This is a genomic window from Extibacter sp. GGCC_0201 (genome assembly GCF_017566055.1).
Classification (GTDB): domain Bacteria; phylum Bacillota; class Clostridia; order Lachnospirales; family Lachnospiraceae; genus Extibacter.
Genome location: NZ_JABFCH010000022.1, coordinates 52,483 through 73,252 on the forward strand (window position 1 = coordinate 52,483; position 20,770 = coordinate 73,252).

19 protein-coding genes are annotated in these 20,770 nt (G+C 48.1%); 14 read left to right on the forward strand and 5 right to left on the reverse strand.

Annotated features, from left to right (window positions below):
* Positions 1–8: 8 nt before the first annotated feature.
* Genes HJV72_RS14320 through HJV72_RS14330 form a run of 3 tightly spaced genes read right to left on the reverse strand, consistent with a single transcriptional unit; the run spans position 9 to position 2,970 of the window.
* Positions 9–1,082: a LacI family DNA-binding transcriptional regulator gene (locus HJV72_RS14320; protein ID WP_208071920.1), complete on the reverse strand. Its 1,074-nt coding sequence runs from the start codon at positions 1,080–1,082 to the stop codon at positions 9–11.
* The gene (locus tag HJV72_RS14325; protein WP_208071922.1) at positions 1,079–1,900 is read right to left on the reverse strand and encodes a sugar phosphate isomerase/epimerase family protein; all 822 of its coding nucleotides are present in this window, start codon (positions 1,898–1,900) and stop codon (positions 1,079–1,081) included. Before HJV72_RS14325 ends, HJV72_RS14320 begins: the two co-directional genes overlap by 4 nt.
* Positions 1,901–1,911: 11 nt before the next feature.
* The gene (locus HJV72_RS14330) at positions 1,912–2,970 is read right to left on the reverse strand and encodes a zinc-dependent alcohol dehydrogenase (RefSeq protein WP_208071924.1); all 1,059 of its coding nucleotides are present in this window, start codon (positions 2,968–2,970) and stop codon (positions 1,912–1,914) included.
* A gap of 282 nt (positions 2,971–3,252) precedes the next feature.
* Between HJV72_RS14330 and iolN the strand changes: the two genes are divergently transcribed.
* The 9 genes from iolN to HJV72_RS14375 all read left to right on the forward strand — a co-directional run bounded on the left by iolN (position 3,253) and on the right by HJV72_RS14375 (position 14,005).
* Positions 3,253–4,383: a 3-dehydro-scyllo-inosose hydrolase gene (iolN, locus tag HJV72_RS14335; RefSeq protein ID WP_243765654.1), complete on the forward strand. Its 1,131-nt coding sequence runs from the start codon at positions 3,253–3,255 to the stop codon at positions 4,381–4,383.
* Between the two features lie 40 nt (positions 4,384–4,423).
* The gene (locus HJV72_RS14340) at positions 4,424–5,866 is read left to right on the forward strand and encodes a tagaturonate epimerase family protein (protein ID WP_208071925.1); all 1,443 of its coding nucleotides are present in this window, start codon (positions 4,424–4,426) and stop codon (positions 5,864–5,866) included.
* A 97-nt stretch (positions 5,867–5,963) separates the two neighbouring features.
* Positions 5,964–6,803, forward strand: coding sequence for an aldo/keto reductase (locus tag HJV72_RS14345; RefSeq protein WP_208071927.1), 840 nt, complete (start codon positions 5,964–5,966; stop codon positions 6,801–6,803).
* Between the two features lie 30 nt (positions 6,804–6,833).
* Entirely contained in the window at positions 6,834–7,838 is a 1,005-nt protein-coding gene (locus HJV72_RS14350; RefSeq protein WP_208071929.1) for a substrate-binding domain-containing protein, read from the forward strand.
* 68 nt (positions 7,839–7,906) lie between these two features.
* Positions 7,907–8,887, forward strand: coding sequence for an ABC transporter permease (locus tag HJV72_RS14355; RefSeq protein ID WP_208071931.1), 981 nt, complete (start codon positions 7,907–7,909; stop codon positions 8,885–8,887).
* Between the two features lie 18 nt (positions 8,888–8,905).
* Positions 8,906–10,291 (forward strand): amidohydrolase family protein, encoded by a 1,386-nt coding sequence (locus tag HJV72_RS14360; RefSeq protein ID WP_208071933.1) that lies wholly within the window; start codon positions 8,906–8,908, stop codon positions 10,289–10,291.
* An 18-nt stretch (positions 10,292–10,309) separates the two neighbouring features.
* Positions 10,310–11,797: a sugar ABC transporter ATP-binding protein gene (locus HJV72_RS14365; RefSeq protein ID WP_243765655.1), complete on the forward strand. Its 1,488-nt coding sequence runs from the start codon at positions 10,310–10,312 to the stop codon at positions 11,795–11,797.
* 3 nt (positions 11,798–11,800) lie between these two features.
* Positions 11,801–13,174, forward strand: a complete 1,374-nt coding sequence (locus HJV72_RS14370; RefSeq protein ID WP_208071934.1) for an amidohydrolase family protein — start codon at positions 11,801–11,803, stop codon at positions 13,172–13,174.
* Positions 13,175–13,192: 18 nt separating this feature from the next.
* Entirely contained in the window at positions 13,193–14,005 is an 813-nt protein-coding gene (locus HJV72_RS14375; protein WP_208071936.1) for a sugar phosphate isomerase/epimerase family protein, read from the forward strand.
* Between the two features lie 127 nt (positions 14,006–14,132).
* Here the strand turns inward: HJV72_RS14375 and HJV72_RS14380 are convergent, their stop codons facing one another.
* Positions 14,133–14,762, reverse strand: a complete 630-nt coding sequence (locus HJV72_RS14380; protein ID WP_208071938.1) for a GNAT family N-acetyltransferase — start codon at positions 14,760–14,762, stop codon at positions 14,133–14,135.
* A gap of 82 nt (positions 14,763–14,844) precedes the next feature.
* Here HJV72_RS14380 and HJV72_RS14385 point away from each other — a divergent pair, with 82 nt between their 5' ends.
* From HJV72_RS14385 to HJV72_RS14405, 5 genes are all read left to right on the forward strand, one after another.
* Positions 14,845–15,651 carry a MerR family transcriptional regulator gene (locus HJV72_RS14385; protein ID WP_208071940.1) on the forward strand — a complete coding sequence of 269 codons (807 nt, stop codon included), beginning with the start codon at positions 14,845–14,847 and terminating at the stop codon, positions 15,649–15,651.
* 106 nt (positions 15,652–15,757) lie between these two features.
* Entirely contained in the window at positions 15,758–16,273 is a 516-nt protein-coding gene (locus tag HJV72_RS14390; protein WP_208071942.1) for a GNAT family N-acetyltransferase, read from the forward strand.
* Between the two features lie 30 nt (positions 16,274–16,303).
* Positions 16,304–16,984, forward strand: coding sequence for an HAD family hydrolase (locus tag HJV72_RS14395; RefSeq protein ID WP_208071944.1), 681 nt, complete (start codon positions 16,304–16,306; stop codon positions 16,982–16,984).
* A gap of 31 nt (positions 16,985–17,015) precedes the next feature.
* Positions 17,016–19,385, forward strand: a complete 2,370-nt coding sequence (locus tag HJV72_RS14400) for a glycyl radical protein (protein ID WP_208071946.1) — start codon at positions 17,016–17,018, stop codon at positions 19,383–19,385.
* Positions 19,386–19,411: 26 nt separating this feature from the next.
* The gene (locus HJV72_RS14405; protein WP_243765656.1) at positions 19,412–20,155 is read left to right on the forward strand and encodes a glycyl-radical enzyme activating protein; all 744 of its coding nucleotides are present in this window, start codon (positions 19,412–19,414) and stop codon (positions 20,153–20,155) included.
* Positions 20,156–20,181: 26 nt separating this feature from the next.
* Here the strand turns inward: HJV72_RS14405 and HJV72_RS14410 are convergent, their stop codons facing one another.
* Positions 20,182–20,649 (reverse strand): NADH-quinone oxidoreductase subunit NuoE family protein, encoded by a 468-nt coding sequence (locus HJV72_RS14410; protein ID WP_242868188.1) that lies wholly within the window; start codon positions 20,647–20,649, stop codon positions 20,182–20,184.
* Positions 20,650–20,770: the final 121 nt, after the last annotated feature.

Sequence of the window (20,770 nt, forward strand, 5' to 3'; positions counted from 1 at the left end):
TTCATGGACTACCAGCTGCGAAGGTCCCATGACGTATCTGCCGCGGCTACGGTGGAATTACGCACCACCAGGTCACCGTTCAGTCTCACGAGCATCCTTGATGCGTTGGGGTTTTCTGCTCTTCGCTGGAACAGTTCAAATGCCATCTTTCCCATCTCCGTCTTGGGGACATGGATGGTAGACAGCGACGGCTGGATGAGAGAGGCGGGGAAGTTGTCGTTATAGCCGATAACTGCGATGTCTTCCGGGACGCGCAGTCCTGCGTCCAGGATAGCCCTGATAGCGCCGATTCCCATCTGATCGTTTCCGACAGCTACCGCGTCCAGCCCGACATCCCTTGCAAGAAGCGCGTTCATACAATCATAACCGCTTACCGGAGAATAGTCTCCTTCTATCATCAGCTGGCTGTCCACCGGCAGCTCATTCTGCTTCAGCGCAGCCAGATATCCTTCGCGTCTTGATTTGCCCATAGAGAACGTGGTGGGAGCTGCTATGTAGGCGATTCGTTTTCTGCCCAGGCCGATCAGATGTTCCGTGGCAGTCTTAAGCCCTTCCTTGTCATCCATGACAACAGCATCCAACTTTGGACCGATAGCCGATTCCAGGCAGATAAGAGGAATCGGATGGCCATTGACGCTCAAGTCTGACAGCATATCGATATACTCTGCGGAATCCGGGGCATCGGTGTCCACGCAGGAGGAGAGCAGGATACCGTCGATCCATTGGGAACGAAGCGTCTGGATGTATTCTTTTTCCCGCTCTAGCCTTCCGGTCGTGCCGAATACGCTGAGCGAATAACCGTTCTGATTAGCGACGGTCTGTATACTTTTCAAAAGAGGAGGGAAAAAAACACTTGTAAGGGAGGGAACGATTACTGCAATTGTGTTGGTCTTTCCACTTTTCAGGCCGCGGGCAACCATATTGACTTCATAGTTCAGCTCGCTGACGGCATTCATGACACGTTCCTGCAGTGACGCACTTACGGTCTTTGTCCCGTTCAATACATTTGATACAGTAGAGATAGAGACATTGGCACGTCTTGCGACGTCCTTGATTCCTACCGGTTTTGTGTTTTTTGTCATATCTGTTCTAACAACTCCTTTACGGAAGACAGCCAGTTGACGGCAGCATCCTGTTTCGTCGGCAGAGGAAGACACTCTGCACTTATTGTTCCATTATACTTGTAATTGGAAAATATTTCAATTATTTGCCGGAAATCAATATGCCCCTTTCCCGGCCAGAGGCGGTTGGAGTCGGCGAAGTGTACATATCTGATGTCGCCGATGTTGTCTGTGACTGCCTGTCCGATATCTTTTTCCTCTATATTCATGTGAAACGTATCCATCATCATTTTAATATTCTTCAGCTGGTTCGTATGAAGGAAATCCGCTATTTCATAAGTGCTGCACAGGTAGTTGTTCTCATAGCGGTTGATTGGCTCAAATACCATAGTCACGCCCTGCCTGGCAGCGTAGTCGTCCAGCGTGTGCATGGATTCCCCGAGCAGCCGAAGCGTATCGCTGTATTTATCGGGAGATGGGACATTGCCTCTTACGCAGCCGATGATAACGATGGAACGTAAGGCGGCAGCCGTGTCAATGTACTCTTTCATCTTACGGACTGCTTCGCTGCGCACCGCTTTATCTCCATCGGTCAGTGACAGTCCTTTGTTGACATAGAGACGGCCTGTGCCAAGAGCAGTCACCTGTATGTCGTTCTCCTTAAGAGCTGTAGTTAAATCTGGCGAATGAAGCGCCGACGGGTCTGAAGCATGCAGTTCTACTCCGTCATATCCGAGCCTGCGGGCATAAGCGATTCCTGACTCGAAGGCCCCTTCATATAGAAAGGGGGCGCTGCCGATTATCCTGTCGGTAAGGGTAAGGGATAATTGAATGTGCAATTCGATACCTCCTAATATTCTTCCGGATAGATGACGACCTTCAAAGCTTTGCCGGCCCGCAAAAGCTCCAGCCCTTTTTCATATTCGCTTATAGGGAAAGTATGGGTTACGATTTCTTCCAGCGGGAGTATGCCGCTTTCGATGATCCGGGCTGTCTTTTCAAAATAATATTTTCCAAGGAAGCCTCCGTATATTGCCGCCTCTTTGCGGACGATATCCGCCAGGCGGATCTGCGGTACGGCCGTCTCATCATGACCGAACATTACGATTTTTCCGCCTGGACGGATGACATCGATGCTCATCTGAAGGAGCTGCCCTACTGCCTCGATGCAATGGTCCACGCCGAGCCCGTCGGTCAGGTCGAGGCAGACCTGCCTTATATCTTCTTCCTTTGGATTGACTACGTGCGTAGCGCCACATTTCATAGCTTTTTCTCTGCGGTATTCATAAGGTTCGGATACGATAACTTTGGTCGCCCCGTTTGCCCTTGCCATAGAAGCAAACAGAAGCCCCATAGGGCCCGCACCGAGTATGCACACGGTCTCGCCGGCCTGGATATCCAGCTTTTCTATGGCGTAACCGACACAGGAAAGAGGTTCGGCAAGTGCCGCCTGTTCGAACGGTGTGCGGTTGTCGATCTTATAGACGGAGATAGAAGGAACTACCGTATAGCTGCACAGTGCCCCGTCGGCAAACAGTCCTCTTGTGACCCCGTGCTCCGGCCAGGGGCTGTCCTGCTGGCTGTATAGCGTCGTACACAGATTGGGCCTGTCGCTTCTGCAGTTCTTGCAGCTGCCGCAAGGAGGATGCGGATCTACGATAACCTTGTCGCCTGGCTTGAGCCAGCCGATATCCGGTCCGACTTCTGCGACCTCCCCGCAGTATTCGTGTCCAAAGATGATATCGGGCCTGGCCGGATGCATGGGAGGATCCATAAGTACGTGCAGGTCTGTGCCGCAGATGCCTACGCCGAGCACTTTTATCTTGACATCGTCACGGTTTTGAATCTGTGGTTCGGGGCGGTCTTCATAAGCGTATACGCCAGGTTTTTTAAATATAATTGATTTCATGTAAGATTCTCCTTTTCTTTCTAAATACAGTGCAATAGATTTGATTAAAAAGTTAAGTATTTCTCTAAAAACGTTTCGCAAATACGATAAAAAGTAAGTTTGATATAACAAAAAGATTTAATCATATTATAGTCATAACTTCCAAAAAAATCAATAATAAAATGTAAAAAATGATGGTTATTTATAAAAATATTGACAATAAACGGCACTGATGATAGTATTGAATTAGAAAAACGTTTTAAAAATACGACTAATAATCAAGAAAAAGGAGGCAGAAAGAGATTGAAGATACAATTAAATGAGTCCGAAAAGAAATGGATTAGAACAGATGATCCCAATATCCTATTTGAAGATAATGAAGTGGGAAGGCTGAAAAAGGAAGTATGGGATATGACGGAAGACCAGCTCGATGAAGTGCTGCTGGAATATGGCATACCTTCTGCTCCAGAGCTCGGCGTTGCAGGAACCTATATCCAGAATACGCCGAGAGCTGTCCAGATTGAGAAGCGCCGCAGGGATGATATCGTCTTTGTACCGCTTGGCTGTACGGAAAATCACGGTCTACACAACAATACGGGGCTGGATACGTTCATGTGTTCGCAGATTGTAGAAGGTGTACGCCGATATACGAAGAAGCACAGCCAGGAGGTTAATCTGGCATTTCCGCCGCTCAATTACGGAGGCCATCCATATCATCATATCGGTATGCCAGGTACGGTCATCATGCCGGAAGAAGTTGTAAAAGAGACGCTCATCTATACGATGCTCGGTCTGTGGAACGATGGATACCGCAAAATCATTTTTATCAATAATCACGGGCATCTCTGGATGATTGAGTCTGCAATACAGGAATTCTGCAAGCGTTACCAGCTTCCTGGCATATTCCGGGTCATCGACTGGCACAGGGCAGTACGTGAATTCTTCTATCCGACGTCAGACGAACTGAGCCTTGAGACTCATTTCGTACATGCCGATGAGGCTGAGACATCCGTTGCACTGCTTATGTTCAAAGAGATGGTAGATATGCAGTATGTGCAGGATAAGCTTGGAGAAGGCCTTCTGCCGGACGGACACATGGACAAGTCGGTAGATCCGTTCCGACGTCCGTGCCGTTGGAGCGAAGGAGAGGGACATGCGGCGATTGAGAGATCGGCGACACCGGAGGGCATCGTCGGCGTACCATCCCAGTCCGATGCCAGAAAGGCAAAGAGGCCAATCGTGGCTATCTTGAAGTACCTGACGCTTCTGCACGACCAGATACTAGAGGCGTATCCGGCAGGAACTGTTCCGCCGGTTGATAAAGTATCGCTGAGAGATCCTAAGGAAATGGAGCCATTCTTAAAAGAACCATTGAGCGAAGGCTGGAAGTCCATCGATGAGCTTCCGCGCATGGGAGTTTTTGAACATCTTTAATGTTGTAATGATATATTGATGAACCGGGAGGAAGAGCTGTATGGACAGATACATAGTGAAAATCAGGCAGGCAATGCCGGATGGCGATATCTGGATAAAGGAAAGCACTTATGCACAGACGGAAGGGCTGCGGGCAATCTACGCCACGGCAGCAGAAAAAGAGTGTCTTATCGTGGACGGCTGCAAAGCATTCCTTTTTGAAGGAGAAGCCGTAGGTGGGATTAAGATCTGTCCGTTGAACCACGCGAACCGGCTGGTTCTCAACATGGAAATAGGATATACAAGGCCGCAGGCAATAGGGGCAGCTACGGCGTCCTTTGGCTGCGGCGACAGGCTCGGGCTTGCGAATGCAGGCCAGCTTGCGGCAGTCAGGCAGACAAGGGTAAAGCCTGTCCTGGCGCAGCAGAGCCTGCGGGAACTCTACCTTACGGGGCGTTCGTATGATGACGTTATCGATGCGGCTTCATGGGCCGTATTCAAATCCGGCTACAGAGAAGGCTATGGTGCGGACGGCGACCACCTGAAGACGAAGCAGGAGGTAGAGGCGGCACTGGAGCATGGCTGTTCTATGATTACGTTGGACTGTTCCGGCGTCCTGAAGGAACCGCCGGCCCAGGCGGAGGCGTTAAGCCGGGCTTATGAACGGATTCCGGCCAGGAAGCGCCTGATTCTGGAAGAGGAGTATCTGAATCTGACGCATGCCGCATCAATTGGCATTACCTATACAAGGCAGACATGGATGGAGATTCTGGTTACATATCTGGATGCGGTAGAGCTTGCAGAAGAGATATATATGGAACTCATCTGCAGCAGGGGACGGCGTATTGATTATGAGATATCGCTTGATGAGACCGTTCATACGACAAGTGCGGCGGCCCATTATTTCGTGGCAAGGGAACTTAAGAAGCGGCATGTGCGTATCAGCAGCATCGCGCCGAAGTTCGTCGGAGAATTTCAGAAAGGAATCGACTACATAGGGGATACAGAAAGCTTCCGCCGTAATCTCCGGATACACTGTGTGGTCGCGGCCTGTTATGGGCATAAGGTGAGCATTCATTCCGGAAGTGACAAGTTCAGAGTTTTTCCCGTCATAGCCGATGAGACGAAAGGCCTCTTTCACGTCAAGACATCTGGAACGAGCTGGCTGGAGGCAGTACGGGTAATTGCAAGAAACGCGCCGGACCTGTACCGCAGGATGCACTGGATAGCGCTGGAACATCTGGATGAGGCAAGGTCTTACTATAAGGTGGACTGCGACGTGTCCGTGGTCAAGCCGCTTGACACGGCAACGGACGATGAGCTTCCTGCTTATATAGACCAGGATGATTCCAGGCAGCTTATGCATATCGCATATGGAATACTGCTCAGAGATAAAAAGATGCAGGATGAGATATACGCATCTCTTCGGAAGAATGAGGCAGCGTACAGAAGACAAGTAGAACAGCACATTGAGAAGCATTTGATAAGTTTGCAGTGTCTGTGAGCATAAATATAGAAGGGAAGGAGTGAGGTCTGTAGAAGAATAGTAATATAAGACATGAAATTATATTTGTACCAAATGAAGAGAGGAGAAAAAGAACATGAAAAAAATCCCGGAATTTCAGTTGAGAAATGGGGTGAAAGTCCCGGCAATAGGATTGGGAACTTTCCTTACGGAAAATGGAGAAGTGGCAGCCAGGTGTGTAAAAGATGCAGTAGAATCAGGATACCGTAGTATAGATACTGCTATGATTTACAAAAACGAAGAAGGTATCGGAACAGGAATCAGAGAATGTGGGATACCCCGTGAGCAGCTATATATCACTACAAAGCTCTGGAATGACTCTCATGGATATGATAACACGCTGAGAGCATTTGAGGCTTCACTGAAAAGGCTGGGCCTGGAGTATCTGGATCAGTACCTTATGCACTGGCCGGGACTGGAAGAAGAGAGTTATCTGCCTACATGGAAAGCGTTTGAAAGATTATATGAGGAGAAATTAATCAGGGTAATCGGCGTTTGCAATTTTACTAAGCCAATAATGAAAAATCTGCTGAATCACTGTAACACGGCGCCGTTTGTAAATCAGATTGAGATACATCCGATGTTTCAGCCGAACGACCTGATTGCTTTCTGCCAGGCAGAAAAGATTCAGGTCGAGGCCTGGCGTCCGATTGTGTGGGGCAGGCTTGACAAAGAGCCTATTGTAAAAGCAGCGGAAAAATACAATAAAAGCCTTGTACAGATTACGCTGCGCTGGCATTATCAGAGGAATGTCAGAACGGTGCCCAAGACGACACATAAAGAGAGGATGGAAGAAAACTTTAATATTTTCGACTTTGAGCTGACAGATGATGAGATGGCGGCAATGAAAGAGCTGAATACTTTCGTGCGCACAGGAGAATCACCGGATGAATTTTTTGAGACAAAGGATTTTTAGATGAATGCAAAGATAAGAGAGGGATACATTATGAAAAAAGGAAAAAGAGTAGCATTTATTTTGTCAATGGTATTGGCACTTACGCTGGTTGCGGGATGTTCGGCAAAAGAAGAAAAAAATGAAGATACAGGTGACAAAGAAAAAAAAGAGCTTACAGTAGCCGGAGTCGTATTTCAAAATGATGAGTTCTCTAAGATGATGCATCAGGGCATGCGTGATGCGGCAGAAGACAATAATGTGAAATTCCTGGAAGGAAACAGTAATGACAGTGTCGATAAAGAGAGCGAATTAGTCAACACTTACATGTCCAGCGGCGTGGACGGAATTGCTATCAATATTCTGGATGCCGAGACATCCGTTGCGGCTTTGCAGAAAGCTTATGATAAAGGATTGCAGATTGTCGTCGTCAATACGAAGATGAATGCTGATTTCCAGGCCAGCACGGTACAGAGCAACCAGACTGCATTAGGTGAAACGACAGGAAAAAATGCCAGAAAGTTTATTGAAGAGGAATTGAACGGGGAAGCGAAAGTTGGAATCATAGAATTCGCAACATTAATTCCTGAAAACAGCAATTCCAGATGTGAAGGATTTGAAAGCCAGCTTGAGGGAATGGAAGGTGTTGAAATCGTTTCAAGACAAGAAGCATGGACTGCAGAAATGGCACTTCAGAAGGCGCAGGATATGTTGACTGCTAATCCGGAGATCAATGTGATTTTTGGAAATTGCGATCCGAATACAGTTGGTGCAGTGATGGCGGTGAAGAATGAAGGAAGGTCAGGCGAGGTGTTCGTGTTTGGCGTTGATTCCAGCGAGCAGATTGCGAATTTCCTATTAGACGAAGACAACATACTGCAGGCGACTTCTGCACAGCAGACATATGATATAGGTTATCAGTCAGTGGATGATCTCGTCAAAGTGCTAGGCGGAGAAAAAGTGGAAAAAGACATTGTTGTAGACCCGATTGAATTGTCAAGGACAGATGAGAACGGTGTCAAGGATTATATCGAGATGCTTAGGTCCTATTCAGAGTAGCCGTATAAGAAATGACTGGGAGGAATTTTCCTCCCAGTTGTCGAATTACATGAAGAGGAGATAAAAGATTGGATAAGAAAAAAATAAGTAAACTGATAAATGACAATATATTGATTCTTATTTTGCTGGTACTCTGTGCAGTGCTGTCGTTTATAGCACCAAATTTCCTACAAGTATCGAATCTGTTAAATGTTGTCAGGAATGTTTCCTTTCAGGCAATTATCGCTCTTGGCATGACGATGGTAATCATAAGTGGAGAGATTGATCTGTCTGTAGGTTCAGGTGTCGCTTTTTATGGATGCCTGGTTGCTTACATAACACAAAAGCTGTGCGAGAGGAACATGGATCCACTGCCGGCAATTATGTGTGGGTTTATTGTTGCGCTTTTGGCAGGGCTTGTGATTGGTGTACTGGTATCAGTGCTCCGTGTAAAATTTAACGTGCCTACGTTTATCACTACTTTGGCGCTTATGACGATTTTGAAAGGGATGGGTTTCCTAATCAGCGGCGGGTACGCTATCACCTCATTCCCGTTATGGTTCAATGTTATAGGCGGAGGATACATAGCCGGTCATATTCCATTCCCGGCGCTTATTCTAGTTATCATCTGTGCCATCGTAGCTTTTATCATGTCGAAGATGGAACTGGGCAGAGCTATCTATGCGGTAGGAAGCAACTCCGAAGCTGCACGGCTGAGCGGAATCAGCGTATTTAAAGTTAAGACATTTGTGCTTTGTGCAACATGTGTCCTGACTGTCATAAGCGGCACCATGATAGCTTCCCAGATTATGTCGGGAACGCCGACGGTAGCTACAGGATGGGAGATGAACGTCATATCATCTGTAATCATTGGAGGAGCCAGTTTGAACGGCGGTAGCGGAACGGTGAAAGGGACAATCGTCGGATCGGCATTTTTGGGGGTCATTCTCAATGGTATGACATTGATGGGAACGAACGAATACTGGCAGTATGTGGTCAGAGGAGCATTGATTCTGTGTGCCGTTTTAATTAACAATATACAGGCGAACCGAAAAGCAGTCAAAATATAGATAGATGGAGATGGGATTATGAAAGACAGGATATTAATTCGTGGCAGCATGATTCTCTCACAGGATCCGGATTATAGAGATGTTCCAAAAGGCGATGTCTTAATAGAAGACAATCGCATTGAGGCGGTAGCAGAAAAAATTGTCTGTGAGGATGCCAGGATAATAGATGGAAAGCACAAGATTCTCCTTCCGGGATTTGTGGATGCCCATCGTCATAACTGGGAATCTATGCTGCGTTCTATAGGTGTGGACTGGACATTGGGACAGTATTTCACCGCAGTGAAGAAGACACTCGGGCCTGCGTATCAGCCGGATGACATATATCTTGCCCAGTATATCGGAGCGCTGGAATGTCTGGATAGTGGAATTACGACATTGTTTGACTGGTTCCACAATAACAATGGACCTGAATACTGTGATGCCGCAATCGAAGGTCTGAAAGATGCAGGGATCCGTACTGTATTCGGATTCAGCAACAGTATATACGGGGAACTTCCAGTAAGCACGGTTCCTCTCGATTATTCGGATTTTCGGAGAATTAAGAACGCTTATTCTGCTTCCGGTGACAGTTTGATAAGCCTGGCACTGGCAACACGGGGCCCGCAGTTCCTCAGCATGGAACTGGTGGAAAAGGAGATGCGGCTTGCAAGGGATACGGATACGCTTACGGCCATACATGTCGGCGACGGAATCTGGGGCAGAAGCAGGCCGGTCATCAAGCTGTACGAAAAGGGTCTCCTGCATTCTGATATGACGTTTATACATTGCAATACGCTCTCGGACGAAGAACTGATGCTGATAAGTCAAAGCGGTGCAAAGGTCGTATCATGCCCGGAGGTGGAGATGAATATGGGACATGGCTTCCTTCCGACGCTTCGGGAAAGGGAGGTAGGTCTGGAACCGGCTCTGGGAGTAGATGTGTGCACTTCCATACCGGGAGATATGTTTGGCGTGATGCGCTCCATGCTTGCCGGCGTCAGGGCAGTGGTCAATGATACGGCTTTAAAGAAGGGAACTCCGGTAGAGCAGCTTCCGATTCTGGCGACGGAAGTGCTGAAGTTTGCGACGCTTAATGGGGCGAAGGCGTGCAATCTGGGGCAGAAGACTGGCAGCATAACACCAGGAAAAGCCGCAGATCTGGTATTGCTGGATACGGATATGCTGAATATGATGCCAATGAACCATGGGGTGAATGCGGTGGTGGAAGCCGCACATCCGGGTAATATAGATATGGTGATGGTAGCAGGCAAGATAGTGAAAGAACAGAAGAAGATGCTTGGCGTCAATCTGCCAAAGCTTAAAAGGAGAGTAGAACAGGCGGCATATGCATTGTTTGAAAGAGCGGGAATTGCGAAGCCGGAGGAGTGGATTCCGCCCGTGTATGAGGAAAATCATAAATCATAAGAGGGAACGGAGGTAAGCATGGAACGGTCAAAAATAGAGATGCATAATATTACGAAGTGTTATGGGAATACCGTTGCATTGAATGATGTTTCCGTACAGTTCGAGACGGGAAAAGTAAATGCTATCATTGGCAAGAACGGCTCCGGTAAAAGCACGCTTGTAAAAATTCTGGCAGGTGTGGTTCATCCGGACAAGGGGAAGGTGATGCTGGACGGAGAAGAAGTACACATAGAGAAGCCGACCGATGCGTTTGGCCATGGGATTGTGACGGTCTATCAGGAACTTAATCTGATTCCATATCTCAGTGTGGCTGAAAATATACTTCTGGGCAGGCAGCCAAAGACAAAATACAAGACGTTGGATAAAAAGAAAACGATTGCCGCGGCCCAGGAGCTGTTGGACAATATCAGTCCTGACATTCCGGCAGAGGCTAAGGTGATGGAGCTTGCCGTATGGCAGCAGCAGGTTGTGGAAATTGCGAAAGCGATGAGCTATAATCCCAAAGTGCTTATATTGGATGAACCGACTTCTTCGCTTGCGCAACATGAGACAGAGAAATTATTTGAAGTAATACGGAAGCTACGTAAAAAAGATGTGGCGATTTTATATATATCGCATCGACTGCAAGAACTTTCGGTAATTGCAGACACGCTGACGATTCTGCGCGACGGCAGGCACAAGGGAACTGTGAACATGTCGGAAGTATCTGCAGCCGAGATAGTCAGCCTGATGTTTGGCAAGGTGGAAATCCAGGAAGGATTTAATAAGAATTCATTTACAGAAGAAATTGCATTAGAGTTAAGAAACCTGACGAGTGAGCCTTACTTCAGGAATGTGAACTTGAAAGTAAGAAAGGGAGAAGTTGTCGGAATCGCGGGTATGCTTGGGGCAGGAAGAAGTGAGCTTGTACGTTCCGTATTTGGGGCAGATGCACAGGGAAAAGGAGAGATATACGTATACGGAAGAAAAGTATCAAGAAGGACGCCGGCAATCATGAAGCAGAAAGGTATAGGATATCTGCCAGAAGACAGAAAGAGAGATGGACTTATCTTGCCAATGTCATGCAGGGAGAACCTGGTAATGACAAGCTTAAAGAAGATCTGCAGCCGTGGAGTCATCTCGAAGAAGACAGAGAGAGAATTAGTGCAGAAGCAGGTTGAGGAATTAGCCATCAAGCTGGGAGACGTTGAAAATGCGGTGAGCTCGCTCAGCGGAGGAAACCAACAGAAAATTGTTGTCGGGAACTGGCTGAATGCAGAGCCGAAAATAATTATTTTTGATGAGCCGACCAGGGGCATAGACATCAATGCGAAACAGCAGATTTTCAACATCATACAGAGACTTGGCGGGCTTGGGATTTCCACCATCTTTATCTCTTCGGAATTAGAGGAATTATTTCAGGTCTGCCATAGGATTTTGATAATGAAACGCGGGGAGATAACCGGAGAGGTCTTTCCGCAGGAGTACTCAGTGGAAGAATTATATGCCACATGTATGGGGGAATAGCAGATGAACAAAGTCCTGATAAAAAATGCATGGATAGTTACAGAAGATTCTGCCACAGGAATCGTAAAGAACGGAGATATCTTGATATCGGGCGATAAAATAGCAGAAGTTGGTCCGTATATCAATATGGATGAGGCCCATATCATCGACGGAACGGATATGATTGCGCTGCCCGGACTTGTGGACGGACACCGGCATAATTGGGAATCATTGATACGTTCTGTAGGGGTAGACTGGAATCATGCACAATACTTCACTGGAGTAAAGAAGGTAATGGGGCCGGCATACACGCCTGAGCAGACATACATGGCGAATTACATCGGAGCGCTGGAGTGCCTGGATGCTGGAATTACTACATTGTACGACTGGTTCCATAATAATAACTCGCCGGAACACGCGGATGCTGCCATACAGGGATTAAAAGATGCAGGTATCCGGGCCGTCTTCGGATATAGCGACGATGCAGAAGGAGAGCTTCCTGTGAGCAGCAAGCCAATTGATTATGACGATGCAAGAAGGGTAAGGCAGACCTATTTTTCATCAGACAATCAGCTTCTAACAATGTCAATAGCAACGAGAGGCCCACAATTTCTTGAAATGCGTCATGTAATAGACGAATGCCGGCTCGCAAAAGAGCTGGATGTACCGGTCTGCATACATGTAGGTGATGGCTTTTGGGGCAGGTCAAGGCCAGTGGCCGGACTTGTGGAACTTGGGATGCTCGACTCCACTTTCACCTGTATACATTGCAATACGCTGGCTGATGATGAGATTCAGATGATGGGTGAAGCCGGGGCTGCAGCGGTTTTCTGCCCGGAAGTAGAGATGAATATGGGCCATGGCTTTCCGGCAGCGCTACGGCTTATGGAGGCTGGCATCAGTCCAGGGCTTGGTATCGATGTATGTACTTCTGTGCCTGGGGATATGTTTGGCTCTATGAGAGCTGCTCTGATGGGCATACGTTCAGTAGTAAACGCAAAAGCTCTGGAGGCAAACAGAGAAGTCTCACCATTGCCGGTGACTGCCGGTGATATACTGCGCTTTGCGACTCAAAATGGAGCGGATGCGTGTAAACTTGGCCAAAAAATAGGCAGTATAACCGTTGGAAAACAGGCTGATATCATACTTCTGAATACGTGTGCTCTTAATATGTTCCCTGTCTTGGATCCGGTACGGGCTGTGGCAGAGGCAGCCACGGTCAGAAACGTGGATACTGTTATCGTGGCTGGAAAAATCAGAAAGCGCAAAGGAATTCTGGAAGGGATTGATATGTGGGATATCAGCCGAAAGGCAGAGCGTATCAGAAACGAGCTGTTTGAAACTGCTAAAGTTCCGCTTACAGGAGAATGGGTACCGGAGCTTTACGAACAGACTTAAGATAAAGGAGATATGAGAATGGCAAGATATCAAATGGGAATTGTAGAATGGGCGCTTCCCGCCGAAGGGAGGTATGGATGCAGAGTTGCACATGAAGCGGGACTTCAGGGAATTCAGCTTAATATAGGCAGCTATGCGACAGGGTATCACCTGAGCTATAAGGAAATGCAGAAAATGTACCTTGAAGAAGCTCAGAAATGGGAGATTGAATATCCTTCCCTCGCGGTAAATTGCCTGTGTGATATAGGAATGACGAAGCCAGAGGGGTCTAAGGAGCGAGAAATCGCGAAACAATCTATTCGTACAGGAATTAACGCGGCAGAGCAGATGGGTATTCCGCTTGTGATGCTCCCCTCCTTTCATGATGGTTATATTGAGACAGAAGAGGACAAAAGGCTAACAGCAGAATGTGTGAAAGAAGCATGCTGTTATGCATATGACAAGAAGATTGAAATTGCATTAGAAAATGTCATGAATCCAGAGGAGTATTTTGAATTTAAGGAAATGGTCGGAATGGGGAATCTGAAGCTCATCTATGACAATCAAAATTATTCAGTGTGCAAAGGATATGATGATACAAAGATATATAGAGAATTAAAAGGCGAGGTAGCCGCTATCCATGTAAAAGACGGTTATACCGAGATGAGTACCCATTTGTTAGGAGAAGGCGGATGCCGTTTCTATGAGACGGCAGAAGAAATCAACAAATCGGATTATACGGGATGGATTTTTGCCGAGAATTATTTTGACCAGCTTCCATTGAGAGGGCTTGGAGACCCATATGATTTACTGAAAAGGGACGTCACGACTATGAAAAAGGTGTTTGCATAAAAGGCGGGTGCATGGTAGTCCTGGACAAAAAAATACACCGTTAAGGGAAACGCATATAAGGTAATTCGGAATGCGTTTCCTTTTTACATGTGAAAAGCGGCGGGCTGAATACCTTTAGATAATGGTGTCAGGCACAGAGATAATCGTACAGAAAAAATGTCATCTCCGTCCTCTTCCCCTTAACTGTAAATGTCTCTTTTTCTTCCGCAGCCCGCTTCATGCCATGGCTCTCATAGAAACCATAATTGCAGCTCGTGTCCGTGTACAGGTAAAAACGCCTGATATCATTTCTTTTCATGTATGAAAGCATCTGTTCAAACAGCAGCGTTCCGATGTGCCTGCCCCTGTACTCGGAAGCAACTGCAAAGAAGGCGACCTCGCCCTCATAGTCTTTGCGGCTTCGCTCAGACAGTGCCTTGTCTATGCTGCTGACATTCCCGAAGATTCTGGCTGTCTGCCTGCCCTCCCGGGACAGGAAGAGGGAGAGGACAGAGAGGGCCTGCCTGATGCGGCAGGTGAACGGACAGCGGTGGCTCCTGATGTCCTTTGCCATGATGACTCCGGCAGCTCTCCCATCTACCTCCGCGACCTGTGTGTATGTCTGGTTGGCCAGGCAGCTGTACAGGAATACGTTTGCAAGCTTTGCCGCTGTCTTTGGCGTGCAGAGTTCATCGTAGTGCCACGCTTCCCGGATAATGCCGGTGAGGCTGGCTTCGTCTTCTTTTCGATATTTTCTCAGTATAATCTGCGTATTCATCTTATCTCCTTTTCATTTCTCTTTTTTTGATTTATAATTATCTTAAAGTATACAGTAAGTGTAAAGTCAAGGAGGAAATCATATGCAGCCGGACTCGGGGAAGATTACGACGGCCCAGTTTGCGAAAATGCACGGAATCAATAAGAGGACGCTGCATTATTATGACAGTATCGGTCTGTTCTCACCCCGGTGGAAGGGGGAGAACAATTACCGGTATTACGACTATATGCAGGGAATCGACCTGGAGTATATCCGAATGCTGAAAGACTTGAATATGAGCATCGAGGAGATAAAGGCCTATGTAGACCACCCGGATGAAGAGGCTTTTTGGCAGATTGCAGATAAGAAGCTTGAGGAGATAGACAGGGAGATCCAGAGACTTAAGAAAACCAAGAAAATCCTGCGCAGGAAGAAGGAACAGCTGGAACGGTGCAGAACGCTGAAGGACAGGGACATCAGGGTGCGGCAATGTGAAGAGGAATACTATTGTGTCTCACCGTTTTCCCATAGTGATGATGGCATAGAAGGAATCTATGCCCACATTAAGGATGTGTGGAGCCCCGGGCAGTACAGTTTGGGTATCGGCAGCTACCTTTCCGTTGACAACGTTAAGCAGAAAGCATTCGACAGATACGAAGGGCTGTTCACGTATGCGCAGAAACGGACAGAGAAGGGTGTTATGGTGAGGCCGAAAGGAACATATCTGTGTGGCCTTATAAAGGGGACATGGGAGCATCTGCCCGAATTTTATGAAGAGCTGATGCATTATGCGGATCAAAATAATCTGGAGCCCGTGGGATATGCCTACGAAATAGGACTGAATGATTTTGTCATATCAAGTATGGACGAATATATTACGCAGATAGCCATGCGTGTCACAGAGCCATGACGGAGGATGTGCAAGGAGGCTTATCCATATGTGGATGAAAAGTAGATTGACAGGCCTGCGTATGGCTGACATACTGGAATTATGAAAAGATATGAGGTGAACAGGTATGGAATTTATAATAGCTTCTTATGAACAGGTAGACAGGATGTGCGAGATTACGGACATGGCAAAGCGGCAGCTTAAGAATCTCGGGCTGGACCAGTGGCAGAAAGGGTATCCGTCCAGAGAAGTATGGATGGAAGATGCGAGGGCAGGCTGCACTTATCTTGCCGTTGACGGGGATGAGATTCTTGGCATCTTCGCCTTTCAGAAAGAGCCTGACCCGTCCTATGCCGTCATCGACGGCAAGTGGCTGACAGAGGGCAGGTATGCGTCCATGCACAGGGTATGCGTCTCTGACGCGTGCAAAGGAAGGGGCGTGGCGGGCAAGATGTTTGAACATGGTTTCAGGCTTGCCAGGGAAGCCGGCTTTCCGTCGGTCCGGATCGACACCCATCCAGGTAATATGCCGATGCAGAGGGCCCTTGAGAAGTCCGGCTTCGTAAGATGCGGAGAGATTGTTCTGGCGGAAGGGTGCGAGGCAGGGGATAAAAGAATCGCATTTGAAAGGATGCTCAAATAGCAGATACCAAAAGGGGAAGAAGGAGGATATATGATAAAAGCAGTATTTGTCGATTACACAGGCACGATTGTCAAGGATGAGGGTCCGGATATCCAGGAAGTGATCAGCAGGACGTACAGGAACAGTGACATAGAAAGTCCCCAGGCCATGGTATCCTATTGGTGGAAGTTATTGAACGAATATGAAAAGAAGAGCTGTGGCAGCAGTTATATGTCAGAGGATGATATTGTGGACGAGCTTCTGAACATATGTGAACGAGAGATTCATCTGGAAGAGAATCTGGAAGAACTGCATGCAGCCTTCCAGAGGTTCTGGATGTACGCGCCAGTATATGAGGATACGAAAGAATTTTTTGAGAAATGCCCTCTGCCTGTCTATATCATAAGCAATAATGCGGGGAAATATATTGAAGAGAGCATGAAAGATAAGGGGCTGCATCCGGCGGGCATCATAAGCAGTGATATGGCAAGGGCGTATAAGCCTCACAGGGCAGTGTTTGAAAAGGCGCTGGAAGTAAGCGGATGCAGGGCGGACGAAGTAATACACATCGGGGATTCCGTATCTTCTGACGTAGAGGGGGCCATGGCCGCGGGCATAAGGCCGGTTCTCATAGACCGCGAAGGCGAGAAAGCTGCGGGAGGAATCCTGTCGGTGAGGTCTCTGATCGAGGTATTACCATTTTTAGACAGCCAAAGCAGCCAAGCAAAATAACCATATTCCGATAAGCAGGGAGGGAAGCGTTATGCTTACAGACAGAATTGAGAAGATCAGACAGAACTATGTCAATGCCCGGCCGGCCATCTCGTGTGAGCGGGCTTACTTGTGGACAGAGTCCCACAAAAAGACGGAAGGCCGGCATGTTGCCATCCGAAGGGCACAGGCTTTTTATGATACCTGTGATAAGCTCACGGTGCATATTTTTGACGGGGAGCTTATCGTAGGAGCAGTCGGCGAGTTCCGAAAGTGTGGAATCCTGACACCGGAGTTCTCCTGGCTCTGGGTAGATAAGGAGATGGACGGATTCGACAAGAGGCCCCAGGACCCGTATGTTATGACCGATGAGCAGAGAGCGTTCGTGCGCGAGAATATCTTTCCCTATTGGAAGGATAAGTCGCTTGAGGAGGCTTTTCTGGCAAGAGTGCCGGAGGAGACATATAAGATTGGCGTAGATACAGGGGTAATCGACAATGATTCCAAATGGCGGCAGGCTGTCGGAGAGGTGACGCCGGATTATCAGGATGTACTCTTCGTAAAGGGGTTCGGCGGAATCATAAGGGAAGCAGAAGAGAAGATAGCAGAGCTTGACGAGACGGTACCTGACGAGATGGATAAGATTATATTCTACCGCTCTGTCATCCTTACGTCCAAAGGTATCATACGTTTTGCAAACCGATATGCCGACGAGGCAGAACGTATGGCGGCTGAGCAGGAAGATGGCAAGAGAAAAGAGGAATTGTTGCGCATAGCCGCCAACTGCAGGAAAGTGCCCGAATCTCCGCCGGAGACATTTTATGAGGCTATACAGTTCGTATGGTTTACCCAGATTGGCGGCATCTTGTCCGAGAATCCGCTGTCCCTGAATCCGGGACGCTTTGACCAGTATATGAATCCATATTATGAAGCGGACAAGGCCGGGGGGATTATCACCGAGGATCTGGCTCAGGAGCTTATAGACGCGCTCTGGCTGAAGTATTCGGAATGGGTGTGGACTATATCGGCCAATACGGCGGATTACTTTGCAGGATATAACCAGTTCCAGAATCTTACCGTAGGCGGGAGGACGAGGGAAGGGCTGGATGCCACGAATGACATTACATATATGGCTTTGAAGGCGACGGAAGAAGTGAAGACGCACCAGCCTGGATTGAGCGTCCGGATACATGCGGACTGCCCGGAGGAGTTCCTGGGTGCAGTGACACATCTTGTGAGCAAGGGTACTGGTTTCCCGGCTATCCACAATGACAGCGTCGGCTACCAGATGCTCCTGAATGCCGGATATGAACCAGAGGATGCCAGGGACTGGAATAATTGTGGATGTGTCGTCCCTCATTACCGTAAGACCGGCGAGTGGACGGCTGCTGTCAATGTGAACTTCGGCTGTGCGCTGGAGTATGCGCTGAACGAAGGAAAGAGCCGGATGACCGGTGAGAAGATGGGGCTTTTGGAGAAGCCTTGCAGAGAATTCGCCTCTTATGAAGAGGTAAAGGATGCGTTCTATAAGCAGTTTGCGAACCTTTGCAGGCATTCCATCATTGCTACGGTAACAGCCCAGAAGCTGCATCAGGAGATGGTACCGAGACCGTTCCTGTCCTCCTGCATCGAAGCGTGCATGGAAGACGGAATAGACTTGAGCAATGGCGGGGCAAAATATAACGTAGGTCCGGTTATCACAGGAATCGGCCTGGCGGTTGTGGCAAATTCCCTGGCGGTTATAAAGAAGCTCGTGTTTGAGGATAAGGTGACGACGATGGAGGAACTCGATGCGGCGATGGCCGACGACTGGGAAGGACATGAGGAACTCAGGAAGAAAGCACAGGCGGTTCCGAAGTACGGGAACGATGATGACTATGTAGACAAGATTGCTATAGAGATAGCTAACTGGTATTACCGGGAAATCCATCAATATAAAGACGTGTTTGGTTCCCCGTTCAATACTGCATTCATGGGAATCTCTAACTATATCCCGATGGGACGCGTGCTCGGCGCGACCCCGTGCGGAAGAAAGAACGGGGAGCCGTCCAGCGAAGGAGTGTCCCCTTATGTGGGAAGTGATACGTCTACACCTCTGGCAGCCATGCGCTCCGCGGCAAAGGTGAACCAGGAGATTCATTCCGGAGGTACGCTACTGAACCTCAGGCTGAATCATGATCTGGTGGCTACGAAGAGAGGGCAGGCCAACCTGGGAGCGATGATTCAGTCCTTCTTTGCACTTGGCGCATTCCATGTGCAGTTTAATACCCTCTCTTCGAAGATATTGAAAGAAGCACAGGCCAGGCCGGAGGAATACAAGGACCTGCTGGTCAGGGTAGCCGGCTACAGCACGCAGTTTGTCAATCTGTCCAAATCGATGCAGGACGCCATCATTGCGAGGACGGAACATGCTGAATTCTAGAAATGCCTGTTGGTATGGAGGTTGATATGGCCGGGGGTTATGTAATGAATATACAGGACTTCTCTGTCAATGACGGAGAAGGGATCCGGACGAACATATTTCTGGCAGGCTGTCCTCTTACGTGCGCCTGGTGCTCCAACCCGGAGGGCCAGACGCTCCAGAATGCCATGACGTCCTATATGACGGTAGAAGAAGTGGCTGATAAGGTGAAAAAGCAGATGATATTCTACCGGATGTCCGGTGGCGGCGTGACCTTTTCGGGAGGGGAGGCCACAGTACAGCAGGAGTTCCTGCGCTGTCTTGCCGGCAGGCTGTATGACATGGGAATCTCTCTTGCCATAGAGACATGCGGGCAGTTTGCGTTTGAAGAAGTGAAAGATATTCTTGGGAAGATGGACCTGATTTTTTATGATATCAAGCATATGGATGCCGGGATGCACAGGGTCTTTACGGGAATCTCCAACGAGAAGATACTTTCTAACGTATCAAAGACAGCGAAGCTGGATATACCACTCATTATAAGGGTCCCGGTCATCCATGGAGTGAATACGGATTCCGACAATCTGGAAAGGACGTTTGCATTCGTGAAAAAGGAAGCGCCCATGGCAAAGCTGGAGCTGCTTCCCTATCACACGTTCGGCGAGGGGAAATATGCAGAACTTGGCATGCCGCTGCCGCCGGCTTCGTTCCAGACACCCTCCCAGGGTGAGATAGACGCGTGGTATGAAGCGGCCCGCAAGGTTGGAATCGAGACGATATCCTATCGGTAGGCAGAAGGCATGTCCAGAATATCTCGTTAAGAAGCGGAGTATTTCTTTATTATGGATGGGACATCCGATACCGATACATTTTGGAACAGCTTGTCCCCAATCTGTACATTAGGGGCTTTGGTGCAGTAGTGCATGCAATATACGGTTGTCAGAAGAAAGCGTCCGTCCCGGGTCACCTGTCCGGGGCGGATTTTCAGGATCCGCTGGAATTCCTTCAGCACATCTGTTCCCCCTTTGTTCTTGCACCGGTCGGAGATACATACTTTGATTTCATACCGAAAAGATTGCTCGTGCAGATGGGGAAGGCTTTTGATGACCGCGCTGATATAGCCCGGATTGACACCTGCTATTTCCGCTACCGTTTCCCGGGCCTCCCGCGGTATGCAGCCCTCGGCTGCCTGCAGCTCAGTCAGCATGGCAATCACAAGCTCAGACTGGTTCATGCTTTTTTCCTCTCTGTAATAGTCGAATATGTCGTTCCATTCTTTTTTCAAGACAACGCCTCCTTCCTGTATAATCGTATAGTATCTCCCATATTACAGTTTTCATGAATATAATGTGAGTTTAGTGAAGTGGACGCCGCTGGGGAGGTATGGGGCAGATGCTCCGATGCGT

Excerpts from the sequence above, each read along its gene's own strand:
- HJV72_RS14320 (WP_208071920.1), bottom strand. The coding sequence starts at position 1,082 with ATGACAAAAAACACAAAACCGGTAGGAATCAAGGACGTCGCAAGACGT.
- HJV72_RS14330 (WP_208071924.1), bottom strand. The coding sequence starts at position 2,970 with ATGAAATCAATTATATTTAAAAAACCTGGCGTATACGCTTATGAAGAC.
- HJV72_RS14340 (WP_208071925.1), top strand. The coding sequence starts at position 4,424 with ATGGACAGATACATAGTGAAAATCAGGCAGGCAATGCCGGATGGCGAT.
- HJV72_RS14345 (WP_208071927.1), top strand. The coding sequence starts at position 5,964 with ATGAAAAAAATCCCGGAATTTCAGTTGAGAAATGGGGTGAAAGTCCCG.
- HJV72_RS14350 (WP_208071929.1), top strand. The coding sequence starts at position 6,834 with ATGAAAAAAGGAAAAAGAGTAGCATTTATTTTGTCAATGGTATTGGCA.
- HJV72_RS14360 (WP_208071933.1), top strand. The coding sequence starts at position 8,906 with ATGAAAGACAGGATATTAATTCGTGGCAGCATGATTCTCTCACAGGAT.
- HJV72_RS14365 (WP_243765655.1), top strand. The coding sequence starts at position 10,310 with ATGGAACGGTCAAAAATAGAGATGCATAATATTACGAAGTGTTATGGG.
- HJV72_RS14370 (WP_208071934.1), top strand. The coding sequence starts at position 11,801 with ATGAACAAAGTCCTGATAAAAAATGCATGGATAGTTACAGAAGATTCT.
- HJV72_RS14375 (WP_208071936.1), top strand. The coding sequence starts at position 13,193 with ATGGCAAGATATCAAATGGGAATTGTAGAATGGGCGCTTCCCGCCGAA.
- HJV72_RS14380 (WP_208071938.1), bottom strand. The coding sequence starts at position 14,762 with ATGAATACGCAGATTATACTGAGAAAATATCGAAAAGAAGACGAAGCC.
- HJV72_RS14385 (WP_208071940.1), top strand. The coding sequence starts at position 14,845 with ATGCAGCCGGACTCGGGGAAGATTACGACGGCCCAGTTTGCGAAAATG.
- HJV72_RS14390 (WP_208071942.1), top strand. The coding sequence starts at position 15,758 with ATGGAATTTATAATAGCTTCTTATGAACAGGTAGACAGGATGTGCGAG.
- HJV72_RS14395 (WP_208071944.1), top strand. The coding sequence starts at position 16,304 with ATGATAAAAGCAGTATTTGTCGATTACACAGGCACGATTGTCAAGGAT.
- HJV72_RS14400 (WP_208071946.1), top strand. The coding sequence starts at position 17,016 with ATGCTTACAGACAGAATTGAGAAGATCAGACAGAACTATGTCAATGCC.
- HJV72_RS14405 (WP_243765656.1), top strand. The coding sequence starts at position 19,412 with ATGGCCGGGGGTTATGTAATGAATATACAGGACTTCTCTGTCAATGAC.